The 15,763-nt window shown below is 70.0% G+C and carries 15 protein-coding genes and 3 pseudogenes; 13 read left to right on the top strand and 5 right to left on the bottom strand.

Features of this window, described 5'->3' with window-relative positions:
- The first annotated feature begins 20 nt into the window (after positions 1 to 20).
- A complete protein-coding gene (locus tag WT16_RS19810) occupies positions 21 to 815 on the top strand; it encodes an enoyl-CoA hydratase (RefSeq protein ID WP_063534033.1) in 795 nt (264 codons plus the stop codon).
- Between the two features lie 117 nt (positions 816 to 932).
- Here WT16_RS19810 and alr read toward each other — a convergent pair whose 3' ends face one another.
- On the bottom strand, positions 933 to 2,057 hold the full coding sequence (alr, locus tag WT16_RS19805) for an alanine racemase (RefSeq protein ID WP_015602615.1): 1,125 nt from the start codon (positions 2,055 to 2,057) through the stop codon (positions 933 to 935).
- Positions 2,058 to 2,237: 180 nt separating this feature from the next.
- Between alr and WT16_RS19800 the strand changes: the two genes are divergently transcribed.
- From WT16_RS19800 to egtD, 4 genes are all read left to right on the top strand, one after another.
- Positions 2,238 to 2,417: a hypothetical protein gene (locus tag WT16_RS19800; protein WP_063534032.1), complete on the top strand. Its 180-nt coding sequence runs from the start codon at positions 2,238 to 2,240 to the stop codon at positions 2,415 to 2,417.
- 170 nt (positions 2,418 to 2,587) lie between these two features.
- Positions 2,588 to 2,968 (top strand): DUF427 domain-containing protein, encoded by a 381-nt coding sequence (locus WT16_RS19795; protein WP_015603053.1) that lies wholly within the window; start codon positions 2,588 to 2,590, stop codon positions 2,966 to 2,968.
- A gap of 163 nt (positions 2,969 to 3,131) precedes the next feature.
- Positions 3,132 to 4,367, top strand: coding sequence for an ergothioneine biosynthesis protein EgtB (egtB, locus tag WT16_RS19790; protein ID WP_063534905.1), 1,236 nt, complete (start codon positions 3,132 to 3,134; stop codon positions 4,365 to 4,367).
- 4 nt (positions 4,368 to 4,371) lie between these two features.
- On the top strand, positions 4,372 to 5,346 hold the full coding sequence (gene egtD, locus WT16_RS19785; RefSeq protein ID WP_063534031.1) for an L-histidine N(alpha)-methyltransferase: 975 nt from the start codon (positions 4,372 to 4,374) through the stop codon (positions 5,344 to 5,346).
- 85 nt (positions 5,347 to 5,431) lie between these two features.
- Here egtD and WT16_RS35060 read toward each other — a convergent pair.
- Together WT16_RS35060 and WT16_RS19780 are read right to left on the bottom strand one after the other, a co-directional pair.
- Positions 5,432 to 5,633: pseudogene (locus WT16_RS35060) on the bottom strand (short-chain dehydrogenase/reductase); the annotation flags it as partial.
- A 1-nt stretch (position 5,634) separates the two neighbouring features.
- Positions 5,635 to 6,195 (bottom strand): annotated as a pseudogene (locus WT16_RS19780) (MASE1 domain-containing protein); the annotation flags it as partial.
- 343 nt (positions 6,196 to 6,538) lie between these two features.
- On the opposite strand from WT16_RS19780, the gene WT16_RS19770 reads away from it, so the two are divergent.
- From WT16_RS19770 to WT16_RS19745, 7 genes and pseudogenes are all read left to right on the top strand, one after another.
- Complete coding sequence (locus WT16_RS19770; RefSeq protein WP_063534030.1) at positions 6,539 to 7,141, top strand: TetR/AcrR family transcriptional regulator; 603 nt, start codon at positions 6,539 to 6,541, stop codon at positions 7,139 to 7,141.
- A 142-nt stretch (positions 7,142 to 7,283) separates the two neighbouring features.
- Positions 7,284 to 7,964 (top strand): type 1 glutamine amidotransferase domain-containing protein, encoded by a 681-nt coding sequence (locus tag WT16_RS19765; protein ID WP_059930243.1) that lies wholly within the window; start codon positions 7,284 to 7,286, stop codon positions 7,962 to 7,964.
- Between the two features lie 89 nt (positions 7,965 to 8,053).
- On the top strand, positions 8,054 to 9,151 hold the full coding sequence (locus WT16_RS19760) for an NADH:flavin oxidoreductase/NADH oxidase (RefSeq protein WP_059930241.1): 1,098 nt from the start codon (positions 8,054 to 8,056) through the stop codon (positions 9,149 to 9,151).
- Positions 9,152 to 9,717: 566 nt separating this feature from the next.
- A complete protein-coding gene (fabI, locus tag WT16_RS19755; protein WP_063534029.1) occupies positions 9,718 to 10,479 on the top strand; it encodes an enoyl-ACP reductase FabI in 762 nt (253 codons plus the stop codon).
- 2 nt (positions 10,480 to 10,481) lie between these two features.
- A pseudogene (locus tag WT16_RS31975) lies at positions 10,482 to 10,688 on the top strand (GNAT family N-acetyltransferase); the annotation flags it as partial.
- A 105-nt stretch (positions 10,689 to 10,793) separates the two neighbouring features.
- Entirely contained in the window at positions 10,794 to 11,864 is a 1,071-nt protein-coding gene (locus WT16_RS19750) for an AI-2E family transporter (protein ID WP_006027607.1), read from the top strand.
- Between the two features lie 129 nt (positions 11,865 to 11,993).
- Positions 11,994 to 12,398 (top strand): outer membrane protein assembly factor BamE, encoded by a 405-nt coding sequence (locus WT16_RS19745; RefSeq protein ID WP_063534028.1) that lies wholly within the window; start codon positions 11,994 to 11,996, stop codon positions 12,396 to 12,398.
- Positions 12,399 to 12,464: 66 nt separating this feature from the next.
- Here the strand turns inward: WT16_RS19745 and WT16_RS19740 are convergent, their stop codons facing one another.
- Together WT16_RS19740 and WT16_RS19735 are read right to left on the bottom strand one after the other, a co-directional pair.
- On the bottom strand, positions 12,465 to 13,259 hold the full coding sequence (locus WT16_RS19740) for an SDR family NAD(P)-dependent oxidoreductase (RefSeq protein ID WP_063534027.1): 795 nt from the start codon (positions 13,257 to 13,259) through the stop codon (positions 12,465 to 12,467).
- Between the two features lie 170 nt (positions 13,260 to 13,429).
- Positions 13,430 to 14,938 carry a PLP-dependent aminotransferase family protein gene (locus tag WT16_RS19735; protein ID WP_063534026.1) on the bottom strand — a complete coding sequence of 503 codons (1,509 nt, stop codon included), beginning with the start codon at positions 14,936 to 14,938 and terminating at the stop codon, positions 13,430 to 13,432.
- 103 nt (positions 14,939 to 15,041) lie between these two features.
- On the opposite strand from WT16_RS19735, the gene WT16_RS19730 reads away from it, so the two are divergent.
- Positions 15,042 to 15,761 (top strand): pyridoxamine 5'-phosphate oxidase family protein, encoded by a 720-nt coding sequence (locus WT16_RS19730; RefSeq protein ID WP_059930228.1) that lies wholly within the window; start codon positions 15,042 to 15,044, stop codon positions 15,759 to 15,761.
- The last annotated feature ends 2 nt before the right edge of the window (positions 15,762 to 15,763 follow it).

Below are 15,763 nucleotides of genomic sequence, written 5' to 3'. Positions count from 1 at the left end.
TGCCCATCGAGGAGGAAGACATGGAACCATCCAGCCAGGCGTTCGCGCCGCCGCTCGTGCGCGACGATCGCGACGGCGTCGCGACGTTGCGCCTGAACCGGCCGTCGCAGTTCAACGCGCTGTCGGAGGCGCTGCTCGACGCGTTGCAGTGCGAGCTCGCGGCGCTCGCCGGCGATCCGCGCGTGCGCTGCGTCGTGCTCGCCGCCGAAGGCCGCGCGTTCTGCGCGGGCCACGATCTGCGCGAGATGCGCGGCACGCCCGATCTCGCGTACTACCGCGACCTGTTCGGCCGATGCAGCCGCGTGATGCAGGCGATCCGCGCGCTGCCCATGCCCGTCGTCGCGCGCGTGCACGGGATCGCGACGGCGGCGGGCTGCCAGCTCGTCGCGTCCTGCGATCTCGCGATCGCTGCCGACACGGCGCGCTTCGCGGTGTCCGGCATCGACGTCGGGCTGTTCTGCGCGACGCCCGCGGTCGCGCTGTCGCGCAACGTATCCGCGAAGCGCGCGTTCGACATGCTCGTCACCGGGCGCTTCATCGACGCAGCGACGGCCGTCGACTGGGGCCTCGTCAACGAGGCGGTGCCGGCGGACGCGCTCGACGCGGCCGTCGCGCGCACGGTCGCGGCGATCCTGTCGAAGAGCCCGGCCGCGGTGCGCTACGGCAAGGCGATGTTCTACCGGCAGCGGCAGATGCCGCTCGACGATGCATACGCGTATGCGTCCGACGTGATGGCGCGCAACATGATGGAAGCGGACGCGGGCGAGGGCATCGACGCGTTTCTCGACAAGCGGCCGCCGCGCTGGCGGACGTGAGCGGCGGGTGCATGCGCATGCCGCGCGCGGGGCGGCCGCTCACGGGCGTCGCATGCGGCGCAGTGGGATCGTGCGAGCCGATGCGGCGACGCGCAGAAGCGCCGGCCCGTGCTCCGCTCAGCGCCCGTGGCTCCCGGTCCGTGCGGGCTCCGCGTGCGCGGTGGCAGCGGGATACGGATCGACGAGGACCGGCACGCGCCGCGCGAGCGCGCACATCAGCTCGTAGCCGATCGTGCCTGCGGCTTGCGCGACGTCGTCGACGCGCACCTGCTCGCCCCACAGCTCGACCGTCGAGCCGACGCCCGCGTTCGGGCACGGCGTGAGGTCGACGGTCAGCATGTCCATCGACACGCGGCCGACGACTTGCGTGCGCACGCTGTCCACAGCGATCGGCGTGCCGGTGGGCGCGTGGCGCGGATAGCCGTCCGCATAGCCGCACGCGACGACACCGATGCGCATCGCGCGCCCGGCCGCGAAGCGGCGCCCGTAGCCGACCGTCTCGCCCGGCGACAGCGTCTGCACGCCGATGATCCGGCTCGTGACCGTCATCGCGGCCCGCAGCGGCACGTCCGCGACGTGGCGGGTCGCGCCCGTCGGCGACGCGCCGTACAGGATCGTGCCGGGCCGCACCCAGTCCCGGTGCGCGCGCGGATGCCACAGCACGGCGGCCGAGTTCGACAGCGTGCGCTCGCCGGGCAGGCCGTCCGTCGCGGCGTCGAACATGCTCATCTGCCAGTCGATCTCGCCGTCGTCGGCGTTCGCGAAATGCATCATCAGCGCGATGCGGCCGATCGACGGCGCGGCGGCCGCGCGTTCCCACGCGGCGCGGAACGCGTCCGGACGATAGCCGAGCCGGTTCATCCCGGAGTTCATCTTCAACTGGATGTCGATCGGGCGCGCCGTCTTCGACGACGTCAGCAGCTTCAAGGGCTCGTCGCCATGCACGGCGACCGTCAGCCGATAGCGATCCGCGGTCTCGACGTCCGCCGCGTCGAAGATGCCTTCCAGCAGCAGCACGGGCTTCGTCCAGCCGAGCTCGCGCACGCGCACCGCTTCGTCGAGGTCGAGCAGCGCGATGCCATCCGCGCCGGCGAGCGCCGGATAGATGCGCTCGATGCCGTGACCGTAGGCGTTCGCCTTGACGACTGACCAGACGCGCGAGCTCGGCGCTTTTTGCCGGACGATTGCAAGATTGTGCGCGACGGCGTCGGGGTGAATGCGGGCGACGATGGGGCGGGGCATGAATCTCTCTGCGAAGTCAAGGCGGCGCGCGCACGTGTGCGACGCGTCGCGAGGGTGAAACGGAGGCGACCGTTCGGTGAATATCCGCCGTGTGAAGCGCCATAGCCAGTGTCGGCCGCTATGGTATGTGCTTGGCGATGGTTTTATTTAATGTATTTGTCGTAATTTCAGTAAAAACTGATGAGCGCGGCACGCGGTTGGCGCGGCGTTGCGCGCGCGAACGGTTCGTTGCATGTGAACGAAGACCGGGGAACCTCGCCGCGCGAGACGGTCCATGCAAAAAGGGCGACGCGCATCGTCGACCAGCCGGACGCTTCCGGCAAATGGGAATGGAATCTGCGCGCACGCGAGATCGGATGAATCGCGCGCGTTGCTTTCGATCGCCGTACACCTTGCAATTAACCGCGTCTGCAACGAGGATTGTTCGTTCGCCGGAACTTCAGAATTCGCGGCTCGCGCGTCGTCCGCCGCGCCGCAGCGGCGTACGATGTGCCCGACATCCGACGTGTTTTGCAACCGGAGGCGCTTTCATGACTCAGTCAAGTCATACCGTCAAGGTTCCTGGCCCGGACCATCCGATCACGATCGAGGCGACGGGCGAGCGCGTCGTCGTCAAGGCGGCCGGCCACACGCTCGCCGACACGCGCGACGCGCTCACGCTGCGCGAGGCGTCGTATCCGCCGGTGCAGTACGTGCCGCGCAAGGACGTCGATCTCGCGCGACTCGAACGCACGACGCACGAGAGCCACTGCCCGTACAAGGGCGACGCGTCCTACTACAGCATCAAGGGCGCCGGCGAGCGCGGCGTCAATGCGATCTGGTCGTACGAAACGCCGCACGACGCGGTCAGGCAGATCGCCGGCCATCTCGCGTTCTATCCGGATCGCGTCGACTCGATCAAGATCGGCTGACGCCGAAACATTCATCACGCCAACGGGGTGCGCCGCGAAAGCGGTGCGCGCGCGCGGCGTCGCGATCGCGGTCGCGACGCCGCGCGCGTGTCCTATTCTTTGTTGCATGGGTTCACGGGCGTTGCACGGCGCGCGGGCGAGCCATCCAGTCGGGACGATGCACATGACGAAGAACGAAGAAACGGCGCGCAGTCTCGCGTCGGACCTCGCGCGCGGCTTCACGGACGTGCGCCGATACAGCGTCGAGCTCGCGGAGCCGTTGTCCGCGGAGGACCAGGCGCTGCAATCGATGCCGGACGCGAGTCCGACGAAGTGGCATCTCGCGCACACGACATGGTTCTTCGAGACCGTGGTCCTCGCGCGGCATGCGCGCGGCTACAAGCTGTTCGATTCGCGCTATCCGTATCTCTTCAATTCGTATTACGAAGCGCTCGGCCCGCGCCATGCGCGGCCGCAGCGCGGAATGCTGTCGCGTCCGTCGCTGGACGACGTGCATCGCTATCGGCGTCACGTCGACGACGCGCTGCTCGGCCTGCTGCGCACGTCCGATCTGCCGACGCTGATCGCGATCGAGCCGGAGATCACGCTCGGCCTGCATCACGAGCAGCAGCACCAGGAGCTGATCCTGACGGACATCCTGCATGCGTTCTCGCTGAATCCGCTGCTGCCCGCATATCGAAGCGGCGACGCGACGCCTTCGGCCGATGCGCGGCGCACGAACGGCGCGATGCGCTGGCTGCCGCGGCCGGGCGGCATCGTCGAGATCGGCCACGACGGCCGCGGCTTTTCGTTCGACAACGAACGGCCGCGCCATCGGACGATGCTGCATCCGCACGAGATCGCGGACCGGCTCGTGACGAACGGCGAATACGCGGCGTTCATCGACGACGGCGGCTACGCGCGCCCGGAGTTCTGGCTGTCCGACGGCTGGGCGATCGCGCAGCGCGAAGGGTGGAAGGCGCCGCTCTACTGGATCGCGTCCGACGGCGGCGAAGGGCTCGGCTGGCGCGAGTTCGGCTTGGGCGGCCTGCGGCCGCTGATGCGCGACGCGCCCGTGTCGCACGTGAGCTTCTACGAAGCGGCCGCGTACGCCGAATGGGCGCGCGCGCGGCTGCCGACCGAGGCCGAATGGGAGGCGGCGTTCGACGCGCCGGGCATCGCGCAGATGACGGGCTGCGCGTGGCAATGGACGCGCTCGTCGTATGACCCGTATCCGGGTTTTCGCCCGATGGCGGGCGTCGCGGCCGAATACAACGGCAAGTTCATGATCGGGCAGCAGGTGCTGCGCGGCGGCAGCGCCGCGACGCCGCCCGGGCATGCGCGCGCGACGTATCGAAACTTCTTTCCGCCGGCCGCGCGCTGGCAATTCACGGGAGTGCGTCTTGCGAGAGATCTCTGAACGGATGGATGAAGTCGCCGCGGGCGTGGCGATCGACACGATGCGCGACAGCGCGTTCGGCCATGATCTGCTCGCGGGGCTGCGCCGCTCGCCGCGCAGCATCGCGCCGAAATATTTCTACGACGCGGCGGGTTCCGCGTTGTTCGACCGCATCTGCGAGCTGCCCGAGTACTATCCGACGCGCACCGAGCTCGCGATCCTGAAGCGCCGCGCGCACGAGATCGCCGCGCAGATCGGCCGCGACGCGAACCTGATCGAATTCGGCGCGGGGTCGCTGTCGAAGATCCGCGTGCTGCTCGACGCGTGCGCGGCGTCGAATCCGCCCGTGCGCTATCTGCCCGTCGACATCTCGGCCGAGCATCTCGCGCAGTCGGCCGCCGCGTTGCGCGACGCGTATCCGTGGCTCGACGTGCAGCCCGTCGTCGCCGATTATCTGCAGTCCGAGCAATTGCGCGCGATCGAGCGGGTGAATGGGCGGCGTGTCGGCTGCTTCCTCGGCTCGACGATCGGCAATTTCTCGCGGGACGAGGCTTCGGCGTTCCTGCGGCGCGCGGCTTCGCTGCTCGAGGGCGGCGGGCTGCTGATCGGTGTCGATCTCGTGAAGGACGTGTCGATCCTGCATCGCGCGTACAACGATGCGGCGGGCGTGACGGCTGCGTTCAACCTGAATCTGCTCGAGCGCGCGAACGCCGAGCTGGGCGCGGATTTCGCGCTCGGCGCGTGGGCGCATCGCGCGTTCTATGACGTCGACCATCAGCGCATCGAGATGCATCTCGTGAGCCGGCGCGCGCAGACGGTGCGCGTGGCGGGCTACGCGTTCCGGTTCGAGGCGGGCGAGACGCTGCATACCGAGAACTCGCACAAGTTCACGGTCGACGGGTTTCGCGCGCTCGCGCAGGCGGCGGGGTTCACGCCGGGGACAGTGTGGATCGACGATGCGCGGTTGTTCAGCGTGCATTGGCTCGAGAGTCGCGGGTGAGGCGGTAGCGGACTGCCGCATCGTGATTGCGCGCCGCGCCTTTCCGGAGCAGGAGGGGTTCGGCAGCCCCCGGCTCCGGCGAGCGTCAGCCGTCCGTCGAGACCGTCACAGCCTCCCACGCACGGATCTCGTCCGCCAATGCCGACAACCTGTCGCGCACGAGCCCGAGTGCATCGCTACCGGGCAAAAGATGTGCGGGAGGGCGGTCCGCGGCAATCGCGGCGGGCATCGCGCGCTGCTTTTTTGGGATCGCCCGGTTGCTTGCCGCTTTTCTCCTCTCGGGCTTGGCATCAGGTCGAAGCGCTCGTGATCGCCCGAGCGGTGCGCGCGAAAGCGCGACCACGACGCGAGCACCGGCGTGACGAGCAGCACGCCGACGAAATCGGACGCCGCCCACACAAGGCCGACGCCGACGAACGGCGCGCCGTTGACGACCGTGTACCAGGCCGCCCCGCCGATCGCGCCGAGCACGCCCGCGATCACGCCGGCGAGGATCACCGAGCGCAGGAAATACAGGCCTTCGAGCGAGAAACGGATGCGCCGCACGAACCCTACCGCGAGCGCGGCCGCGCCGACCTCGTCGATCGCGAACAGCGCCGCGTTGAACAGGTTGCCGTGCTCGATGCCCGTCAGCGCGAGCTGCGCGACGAGGAACGCGGCGGCCAGCATCGGCCATTCGCGCACGGGCCGCAACATGAATGCGCCGATCGTCACGCCGGCCGGCAGCCAGATGTAGCCCGTCATCCGGACGGGACCGTTGAGCGCGTGCGAGAGATAGCCGCTCGCGAGATACAGCGCCGCCCAGAGCAGCGCGGCGACGAGTTCCGTCCGGGAACGCTTGGTGTTCATCTAGGATTCCTGTGTGCTGCGCCGCGCAGGCGAGCGCGCCGGTTCGTTCGTCGGAGCCGGCGCGCGCCGCTGGCCCTGCGGATGCGCGATGCGCGAATGATATGCGTGCGTCACGCGCGTTGGAATACCGAAGGGGGCGTGAGGCGTTGCGGTATCGGGGCATCGGCGCGCCGATGCCGGGGTGGCGTGGCGAAAGATCGCGCGTCGCCGTCGCCGTCACCATCGACGACGACGCGCGTCGCGCGACCGGTCGACCGCGCTTTCGGGCGCATTCCATGCCGCGCCCAGGGCCGATGTTCCGTTACTAGACGACCGGTCTAATTCCACGTTATCATCCACCCCCATGAACGCCGCAACCACCGCCGACGTCCGGCAGCACATCCTCGACACCGCCAAGCCCATCATGCTCTGCAAGGGCTTCACGGGCGTCGGCCTGAACGAGATTCTGGTGGCGGCCGGCGTACCGAAGGGGTCGTTCTACCATTATTTCGGGTCGAAGGAGGCGTTCGGCGAGTCGATCCTCGAATCGTATTTCGACGACTACCTCGCGCACCTCGACGAGTTGCTCGTGCGCGGCTCCGGCGCCGCGATCGACCGGCTGATGCGCTACTGGACCCAATGGCAGCAGATGCAGACGGGCAACGACCCGGAAGGCAAGTGCCTCGTCGTCAAGCTCGGCGCCGAGGTCTGCGATCTGTCGGAGGCGATGCGCGCGGCGCTCGAGCGCGGCACGTCGCAGATCGTCGCGCGGCTCGCCGCGTGCATCGCGGCGGCGTTCGACGACGGCTCGCTGAAGGTCGACCTCGATGCGCAGCAGACGGCCGCGATGCTGTACGAGCTGTGGGTCGGCGCGACGCTGATCGAAAAGATCCGGCGCAGCGGCGAGCCGCTCGCGGTCGCGATGGCGAGCACGCGCCGCATCCTCGGTCTGCCGGGAGCGCGCTGAACACGAATGTCATGCGCGGCGGCGCGGACGATGGAAATCGCGCCGCCGCGTTTTTTGCGGCCATTTTATAGACGACTGGTCTAATAGCGGGCCCGCCCAGGCCGCGCCGCCTGATTCTCAAGACTCCAAGGAGGGCATCCAGATGAAGATTCTCGTGGTTCTTACTTCGCACGACGAACTCGGCACGACCGGCAAGAAAACCGGTTTCTGGCTCGAGGAACTGGCCGCGCCGTACTACGCGCTGCAGGGCGCCGGCGCCGAGCTCACGCTCGCGTCGCCGCGCGGCGGGCTGCCGCCCGTCGATCCGAAGAGCAGCGATCCGGCGTTGCAGACCGACGCGACGCGCCGTTTCGACAAGGATTCCGAAGCGCAGGCCGCGCTCGCGTCGACGCGCAGGCTCGCCGGCGTGTCGATCGACGATTACGACGCGGTGTTCTACCCCGGCGGCCACGGCCCGCTGTGGGACCTCGCCGAGGACCGTCATTCGATCGCGCTGATCGAGCGCGCGATTGCGACGAACAAGCCCGTCGCAGCCGTCTGTCACGCGCCCGGCGTGCTGCGCAACGTGAAGGGGCCGTCGGGCGAGCCGTTCGTGAAGGGCCGCAACGTCACGGGCTTCTCGAACAGCGAGGAGGCGGCCGTCGAGCTCACCGAGGTCGTGCCGTTCCTCGTCGAGGACATGCTGAAGACGAACGGCGGCCGCTACTCGCGCGCGGCCGACTGGGCGCCGCACGTCGTCGTCGACGGGCTGCTCGTCACCGGGCAGAACCCGGCGTCGTCGGAGCCGGTTGCCGAAGCGCTGCTCGATCTGCTCAAGACGTGACGCGCGGCGCGAGCGGCCGCTCAGATCGCAATCGCAGCATCACCCGAGTTACCCCACCGACCGCAACACGAATACCGAAGGAGTCGTAGATGGCCGCGTTGTTCGAACCGTTTCAACTGAAGGACATCAAGCTGCGCAACCGCATCGCGGTGCCGCCAATGTGTCAGTACGTCGCCGAGGACGGCGTGCCGAACGAATGGCATCACGTGCATCTCGCGGGCGTCGCGCGCGGCGGCGCGGGGCTCGTGATCGCGGAGGCGACCGCGGTGTCGCCGGAAGGCCGCATCACGCCGGGCTGCACCGGCCTCTGGAACGACGGGCAGGCCGCCGCGTTCGCGCGCTCGGTCGACGCGATCAAGGCCGCGGGCGCGGTGCCCGGCATCCAGCTCGCGCACGCGGGGCGCAAGGCGAGCGCGAACCGGCCGTGGGAAGGCGACGACCACATCGCCGCGGGCGACGCGCGCGGCTGGCAGACGATCGCGCCATCGGCGGTGCCGTACGGCGCGCATCTGCCGAAGGCGCCGCGCGAGATGACGGCGGACGACATCGCGCGCGTGAAGGCCGATTACGCGGCGGCCGCGAAGCGCGCGCTCGACGCGGGCTTCGAATGGCTCGAGCTGCATTTCGCGCACGGCTATCTCGCGCAGAGTTTCTTCTCGGTGCATTCGAACCGGCGCACCGACGCGTATGGCGGCTCGGCGGAGAACCGCGGGCGCTTTCTCGTCGAGACGCTCGCGGCCGTGCGCGAGGTGTGGCCCGAGCGTCTGCCGCTCACCGCGCGCTTCGGCGTGATCGAGTACGACGGCCGCGACGAGGAGACGCTCGCCGAATCGATCGGGCTCGCGAAGCGCTTCAAGCAGGAGGGGCTCGACCTGCTGAGCGTGACGATCGGCTTCTCGACGCCGGACGCGCGCATTCCGTGGGGCCCCGCGTTTCTCGCGCCCGTTGCCGAGCGGGTGCGCCGCGAAGCGCAACTGCCCGTCGCGTCCGCGTGGGGGATCGATGCGCCGGCGCTCGCGGAGCGCGTCGTCCGCGACGGGCAGCTCGATCTCGTGATGGTCGGCCGCGCGCATCTCGCCGATCCGCACTGGCCGTATCGCGCGGCGCTCGAGCTCGGCGTCGATCGCGCGTCCTGGACGCTGCCCGCGCCGTATGCGCATTGGCTCGAGCGTTATCGCGCGGCGTGACGGTGCGACGCGCCGGCGCTTCGTCGGTGTCGAGGCGGCGAGGCGGCGAGGCGTTCGCGCGTGCGCATCAAGCGCGTCGGCGGCCGCGGCTTCGAATGCGTGATGCCGTATGTTCGTTGCCAGTCTGCTGCATGCCATGCCGCCGCGCATGAGGTTCGCGCAGGTGCGTGAAGAGCCTCCCATGTCCGATCGGCGTCGTCATGGCGTGGGCGGTTCCGTAGAAGGCGGACGGTGCGATGTCGTCCGCCTGGAATGAAATTGTCGGCCCGATATCGCGCGTCGCGCTCGGCGCGTCATCTTTCTGCAATGAATCGCGAGCCGCATTCAGCCGGCGAAATGCGGCGCACGTTTCGCTCTCCGATTGATATCGATCAACTCCCGGCCCGCATCGATCGCCGACAGTTTTCGGGCGAGCGGCGCGAGGCCGCCTGCCCGCGAACATGAAACGCAGCCGGGCATTCACGGCGTGAATGCGCCGCCCTCGCGCATCCTCGCGCAACCCGAACCGCACCGCGCGATTCCGCGCGCCGCCCGCCCCCGTCGAACGACCGTCGAAGGAGATCCCAATGCGACTTCAGCACAAGCGTGGCTTGATCATCGGCATCGCAAACGAAAGCAGCATCGCGTTCGGCTGCGCGCGGATCATGCGCGAGCAGGGCGCCGAGCTCGCGATCACGTACCTGAACGAGAAGGCCGAGCCTTATGTGCGGCCGCTCGCGGAGCGTCTCGACAGCCGGCTCGTCGTGCCGTGCGACGTGCGCGAGCCCGGCCGGCTCGAAGGCGTGTTCGCGCGCATCGCGCAAGAGTGGGGGCAGCTCGACTTCGTGCTGCACTCGATCGCGTACGCGCCGAAGGACGACCTGCATCGCCGCGTGACCGACTGCTCGCAGGCGGGCTTCGCGATGGCGATGGACGTGTCGTGCCATTCGTTCATCCGCGTCGCGCATCTCGCCGAGCCGCTGATGGCGAACGGCGGCTGCCTGCTGACGGTCACGTTCTACGGCGCCGAGCGGGCGGTCGAGGACTACAACCTGATGGGGCCCGTGAAGGCGGCGCTCGAGAGCTCGGTGCGCTATCTCGCCGCCGAGCTCGGGCCGCGGCGCATCCGCGTGCACGCGCTGTCGCCCGGGCCGCTGAAGACGCGCGCCGCATCGGGCATCGATCGCTTCGACGCGCTGCTCGAACGCGTTCGCGAGCGCACGCCCGGCCATCGTCTCGTCGACATCGACGACGTCGGCCAGGTCGCCGCGTTCCTCGCGAGCGACGACGCGGCCGCGCTGACGGGCAACGTCGAGTACATCGACGGCGGCTATCACGTCGTCGGCTGACGGCGCTGCTCGGCGAAGGCGTCGGCAGCGAAATTCTGCGGCTCGCCGAGGACGAAGCGCGCAAGCGCGGCTGCGGCGCGGCCCTGCTCTACATGATCAGCGTCCAGGCGCCCGCGTTCCACGAAAAGTTCGGCTGGCGCCGCTTCGGCGAGGTGCCGTGCGATCCGCCCGGCACGAGCCGCGTGTTCATGACGAAAACGCTGCGCTGAACCCGGCCGCGCGCGACGGTCGGCCGCCGCGCCGGCGCGCTCGCGCGCATCCTTTAAGATGGCGGTGTCGGCGCGCCGCGCTCGCATATTTTGCCAAGAGTCCTCATGGTCCAGAACGCGTCTGTCCCGCCGGAGCCCGCCGGCCGTCCGAAGGCCCAGTCGATCGCGCTCGGCGCGCTGTATGCGGCGCTCGTCGCGCTCGCGTTGTGGGTGATCCGCGATTTCGTGCCGGCGATCGCGTGGGCGTGCGTCGTCGCGATCGCGCTGTGGCCCGCGCTGCGCCGGATCGACGCGCTGCCCGCGTTCCACGGCCGCGCGACGCTCGTCGCCGCCGCGCTGACGTCGGCGGTTGCGCTCCTCGTCGTCGTGCCGATCGCGGCGGGGCTCGTCGAGGCGGTCGAGCAGAGCCACGAACTGCTCGGCTGGCTGCATCGCGCCGAGCAGACCGGCATTCCGGCGCCCGACGCGCTGTCGCATCTGCCGTTCGGCTCGCAGCAGGCGAGCGCGTGGTGGCAGGCGAATCTCGCGAAGCCGCTGCATCCGGCGAGCGCGGTGAAGAGCGTCGACGGCGGGAGCGTCGTCACGTTCGGCCGGCACTTCGGCTCGCGGCTCGCGCACGCGGCGGTGCTGTTCGGCTTCATGCTCGTCACGCTGTTCGTGATCTTCCAGGCGGGCCCGCGTCTGTCGGGGGCGCTCCTCACCGGCGTGCGGCGCGCGTTCGGCGAAAGCGGCGCTGCACTGCTGCGGCGGATGGCGGCCGCCGTGTACGGGACGGTGACGGGGCTCGTCGTCGTCGGCTTCGGCGAAGGCGTGCTGCTCGGGCTCGCGTACGCGTTCGCGGGCCTGCCGCATGCGGCGCTGCTCGGCCTCGTCACCGCGGTCGCGGCGATGCTGCCGTTCTGCGCGCCGCTCGTGTTTGGCGGCGCGGCGCTGTGGCTTTTTGTGCAGGGCGCGCTCGGCTGGGCGATCGGGCTCGCGGCGTTCGGGGCCGTCGTCGTGTTCGTCGCCGAGCACTTCGTGCGGCCGGTGCTGATCGGCAGTTCCGCGCGGCTGCCGTTCCTGCTCGTGCTGTTCGGCATCCTCGGCGGCGCGGAGACGTTCGGGCTGCTCGGCCTGTTCGTCGGCCCCGCATTGATGACGGTGCTGACCGTGCTATGGGCGGAGTGGGTCGATTGACGGCGCGCGCCGAACGAACGGCGCGTTGTTTTTCCGGCTGTTTTTAAAAATTCAACAAAAAGACAGCGAAACGTCGATTAGCATGCAGTTTTCCACTGCGACGGCATCGTGCCGCCGAGCTAGAGCAGCATGCCAATCCAGACGACGAACCGCACCGTTTCCGCCCTTGCTTGCCCGCTCGCCGCCGCGCTGCTGATGAGCGGCTGTTCGTGGTTCAGCGGCTGGTTCGACTCGTTCTCGTACGCGAGGCTGCCGCTGCCGAAGGCGGCCGCGCAGCCGGGTGCGACGCAGACGCAGATCGTGAAGGCGGGCGGCAATCCGGCAAGCGTCTGGATGGTGCGCAACGGCACGGGCGTCTGCTACAACTACGATTTGCGGCACGGCAACGACCACCGGACGTACTACGTCATGTTCGACCGGCGCGGCGTCGTTTCGGGGCACGGCTTCGCGACTTGCGCGGAAGCCGACCGCGCCGGGCTGCTGCGCGGCGGCGGCGGCGGCGCGCGCGCGACGCGCGACGAGCCGCGCGCGTGAGCGGCGGGCCGGCTGAACGGCTGAACGGCTCGGCCGCGCGGCCCGACCGCGCGGCCCGATTCTTCGCTACGCGATCGTGTCGACGACGCCGCCGTCGACGCGCAGCGCCGCGCCCGTCGTCGCGGACGCCTGCGGCGAGCACACGTAGACGACGAGATTCGCGACTTCGTCACAAGTCGCCGGCCGCTGGATGATCGAGCTCGACCGATGCGCGCGCACGAAATCGACGCCCGCCTGCTCGACGCTCTGGTGCCGGGCGTCGGCCGTCGCCTTCAGCATCGCCTTCACGCCGTCGGACATCGTCGGGCCGGGCAGCACCGCGTTCACGGTCACGCGGCTGCCGGCCGCGAGCTTCGCGAGCCCGCGCGAGATCGATAGCTGCGCGGTCTTCGTGAAGCCGTAATGGATCATGTCGGCCGGGATGTTGAGCGCCGATTCCGACGAGATGAACACGATGCGCCCCCAGTCGCGCTCGAGCATTCCCTTCAGATAATGGCGCGCGAGCCGCACGCCCGACATCACGTTGATCTGGAAGAAATGCTCCCATTCGGCGTCGTCGATGTCGAAGAACGGTTTCGGGCCGTAGATGCCCGCATTGTTGACGAGGATGTCGACGGACGGCGCGGCGTCGATCAGCCGCTTTGCGCCTTGCGCGTCCGACAGGTCCGCGACGACGCCTTGCGCGCTCGCGCCGGGCGCCGCGGCGCGCAGATGCGCGAGCGCGGCCTTGACGGACGAATCGCTGCGGCCGTTGACGATCAGTTGTGCGCCGGCGCGCGCGAGCCCCTCGGCGATCGCGAGGCCGATGCCGGCGGTCGAGGCGGTCACGAGGGCGGTCTTGCCGGTGAGGTCGATGTGCATGGGCTGACTCCGCAAAAAGGGGGAGAACGGATCGCCGCGAGGCGGTGGCGAGCGACCAGCTTAGACGAAAGCGGGGAAGTCGGCAGTCTCGCGGGACGTGGCGCGGCGGAGGGCGGCGGAGGGCGGCGCGCCGGGAGGCGCCGGGCGGGCGCGCTCGCATGCCGTCCGGTTTACCTCGCGGCGCTGCGCGCCGTCTTCCGCCCGGCGTGCCGCGCATCGTCGATCGCGGCGCCGAGCCGCCGCACGCAAGCGTCGATCTGCTCGGTCGGCACCGCGCCGTAGCCGAGCACGAGGCCGTTGTACGCGGTGCAATCGGTACCCGGCAGGCAGAAGCGCGACAGCGGCCGCACGCTGATCGCGCGGGCCCGCGCCGCGCGCGCGACGTCGACGTCGGCGACGGGCGCATCGAGCCGCGCGGACAGATGCATGCCGCCCGCGCCGCCCGACACCGTCAGCGCGCCGCCGAGATGGCGCGTGAGCGCGTCCTGCAGCGCGCCGCGCCGTTCGTCGTAGAGCCGGCGCATCCGGCGCAGATGCCGCGTGAAATGGCCCGCTTCGATGAAGTCGGCGAGCGCGAGCTGCTCGGCGAGGCGCCCGCGCGGCGCGAGCGCGCAGATCGTGCGGCGCAGCTCTGGCGCGAGCGCCGCCGGCGCGACGACGAAGCCGATGCGCAGCGTCGGAAACATCGTCTTGCTGAACGTGCCGAGATAGACGACGGGCGCGTCGTCGCCGAGGCTTTGCAGCGCGGCGAGCGGCGCGCCGAAGTGGCGGAACTCGCTGTCGTAATCGTCCTCGACGATCCACGTGCCCGCCGCGCGCGCGTTCGCGACGAGCGCGACGCGCCGCTCGACGCTCATCGCCGCGCCGAGCGGATACTGATGCGACGGCGTGATGTAGACGAGCCGCGGCGGCGCCGCGCGCCAGTGCCCGGCGCTCGGCGCGAGGCCGTCCGCATCGACGGGAATCGGCACGAGCCGCAGGTCGGCCGCCTCGAACGCCGCGCGCGCGCCGGCGTAGCCGGGATTCTCGATCCAGACGGTGTCGCCCGAGTCGGCGAGCGTGCGCGCGCACAGGTCGAGGCCGTGCTGCGTGCCGTCGGTGACGAACACCTGTTGCGCATCGCAGCCGATTCCGCGCGACACGCGCAGGTATTCGGCGATCGCCTGCCGCAGCCGCAGATTGCCACCGAGCGGCGCATGCCCGAGCTGCGCGGGGCCGATGCGCCGCCACGCGCGCTCGAGCGCGCGCCGCCACGGCGCGAGCGGAAACTGGTCGAGCGCGGGCATCCCCGGCAGGAACGGCAGCGGCTCGCGCTCGTCGTCGGCGTCGATGTCCGGCAGCCCTGCGACGCGCCGCGCGAGCGCGGGCCGCGCGTTCGCGGGCGAGGCGGCCGCGCTGGCCGCGGGCAGCCCGACGCGCGCGACCATCGTGCCTTGCCGCCGCGCGACGACGAAGCCCTCGGCGACGAGCCGCTCGTATGCGTAGAGCACCGTGTTGCGCGCGATCCGCAGCGTCTCGGCGAGCGCGCGCGACGACATCAGATACGTGCCGGGCTCGAGCGTGCCGTTCAGGATCGCCGCGCGCAGGCACGCGTAGAGCCTGTGCTGCTGCGATGCGCGCGCGAGCGCATCGTGCGCGTTGTCCCGCTCGAAGTTCGACAGCAGCACGCCGTAGTCCATCGTGGCTCCAAAAATTTGTGATCGCATGGATCTATTCATGGTGCCACAGATTTTCTATCGTCGAGTCTTCCGAAACGAACATGCCGATGCAGGAGCCACGCCGATGACCTCGACCGCAGCCGATTCCGTCCAAGACCCGAGCGCGCCGACCGAGCGCACCCGCGTGCGCCGCGCCGCCTATCGCGGCCACTACGATCGCCCGACGCTCGAAGCGATCCTCGACGATGCGTATGTGTGCCACGTCGCATTCGCCGACGACTCGGGCGTGCACTGCATTCCGACCGCGTGCTGGCGCGAAGGCGATCATCTGTACATCCACGGCTCGAACGGCAGCCGGATGCTGAAGCTCGCGGCGGCGGGCGCGCAGGTGTGCGTGACCGTCACGCATCTGGACGGCCTCGTGCTCGCGCGCTCGGCGTTCAATCATTCGATGAACTACCGGTCGGCGGTGATCTACGGCGAGTTCGAGGCCGTGCCCGACGCGCAGAAGGCGGCCGTGCTCGACACGTTCGTCGAGCGGATCGCGCCGGGCAGAAGCCGCGACGCGCGGCCGGGCGACGCGAGCGAGCTCGCGGCGACGACGGTGCTGCGCATCGCGCTCGACGAAGCCGCGACGAAGGTCCGCACGGGCGGCCCGAAGGACGACGAAGCGGATCTCGGCCTGCCGGTGTGGGCGGGCGTGCTGCCGATGCGCGACGCGCACTTCGCGCCGATCACGGACGCCGCGCCCGCCGGCGTGCCGGACTACGTGCGGCGCTGGCAGGACGCGGTGCCGCTTCGCGAGACGCGGGACGAGGAGGCGAGGCGGGCCGCGGTGCGTTGAGC

The organism is Burkholderia sp. MSMB1589WGS (genome assembly GCF_001636105.1).
GTDB lineage: Bacteria > Pseudomonadota > Gammaproteobacteria > Burkholderiales > Burkholderiaceae > Burkholderia > Burkholderia humptydooensis.
Note: the sequence above shows the minus strand (reverse complement) of the source record. Positions and strands in the feature narration are given on the sequence as shown.

Bases quoted from the DNA above. Each gene is read 5' to 3' on its own strand.
- WT16_RS19810 (WP_063534033.1), top strand. From the start codon at position 21: ATGGAACCATCCAGCCAGGCGTTCGCGCCGCCGCTCGTGCGCGACGAT.
- alr (WP_015602615.1), bottom strand. From the start codon at position 2,057: ATGCCCCGCCCCATCGTCGCCCGCATTCACCCCGACGCCGTCGCGCAC.
- WT16_RS19800 (WP_063534032.1), top strand. From the start codon at position 2,238: ATGAGCGCGGCACGCGGTTGGCGCGGCGTTGCGCGCGCGAACGGTTCG.
- WT16_RS19795 (WP_015603053.1), top strand. From the start codon at position 2,588: ATGACTCAGTCAAGTCATACCGTCAAGGTTCCTGGCCCGGACCATCCG.
- egtB (WP_063534905.1), top strand. From the start codon at position 3,132: ATGACGAAGAACGAAGAAACGGCGCGCAGTCTCGCGTCGGACCTCGCG.
- egtD (WP_063534031.1), top strand. From the start codon at position 4,372: ATGGATGAAGTCGCCGCGGGCGTGGCGATCGACACGATGCGCGACAGC.
- WT16_RS19770 (WP_063534030.1), top strand. From the start codon at position 6,539: ATGAACGCCGCAACCACCGCCGACGTCCGGCAGCACATCCTCGACACC.
- WT16_RS19765 (WP_059930243.1), top strand. From the start codon at position 7,284: ATGAAGATTCTCGTGGTTCTTACTTCGCACGACGAACTCGGCACGACC.
- WT16_RS19760 (WP_059930241.1), top strand. From the start codon at position 8,054: ATGGCCGCGTTGTTCGAACCGTTTCAACTGAAGGACATCAAGCTGCGC.
- fabI (WP_063534029.1), top strand. From the start codon at position 9,718: ATGCGACTTCAGCACAAGCGTGGCTTGATCATCGGCATCGCAAACGAA.
- WT16_RS19750 (WP_006027607.1), top strand. From the start codon at position 10,794: ATGGTCCAGAACGCGTCTGTCCCGCCGGAGCCCGCCGGCCGTCCGAAG.
- WT16_RS19745 (WP_063534028.1), top strand. From the start codon at position 11,994: ATGCCAATCCAGACGACGAACCGCACCGTTTCCGCCCTTGCTTGCCCG.
- WT16_RS19740 (WP_063534027.1), bottom strand. From the start codon at position 13,259: ATGCACATCGACCTCACCGGCAAGACCGCCCTCGTGACCGCCTCGACC.
- WT16_RS19735 (WP_063534026.1), bottom strand. From the start codon at position 14,938: ATGGACTACGGCGTGCTGCTGTCGAACTTCGAGCGGGACAACGCGCAC.
- WT16_RS19730 (WP_059930228.1), top strand. From the start codon at position 15,042: ATGACCTCGACCGCAGCCGATTCCGTCCAAGACCCGAGCGCGCCGACC.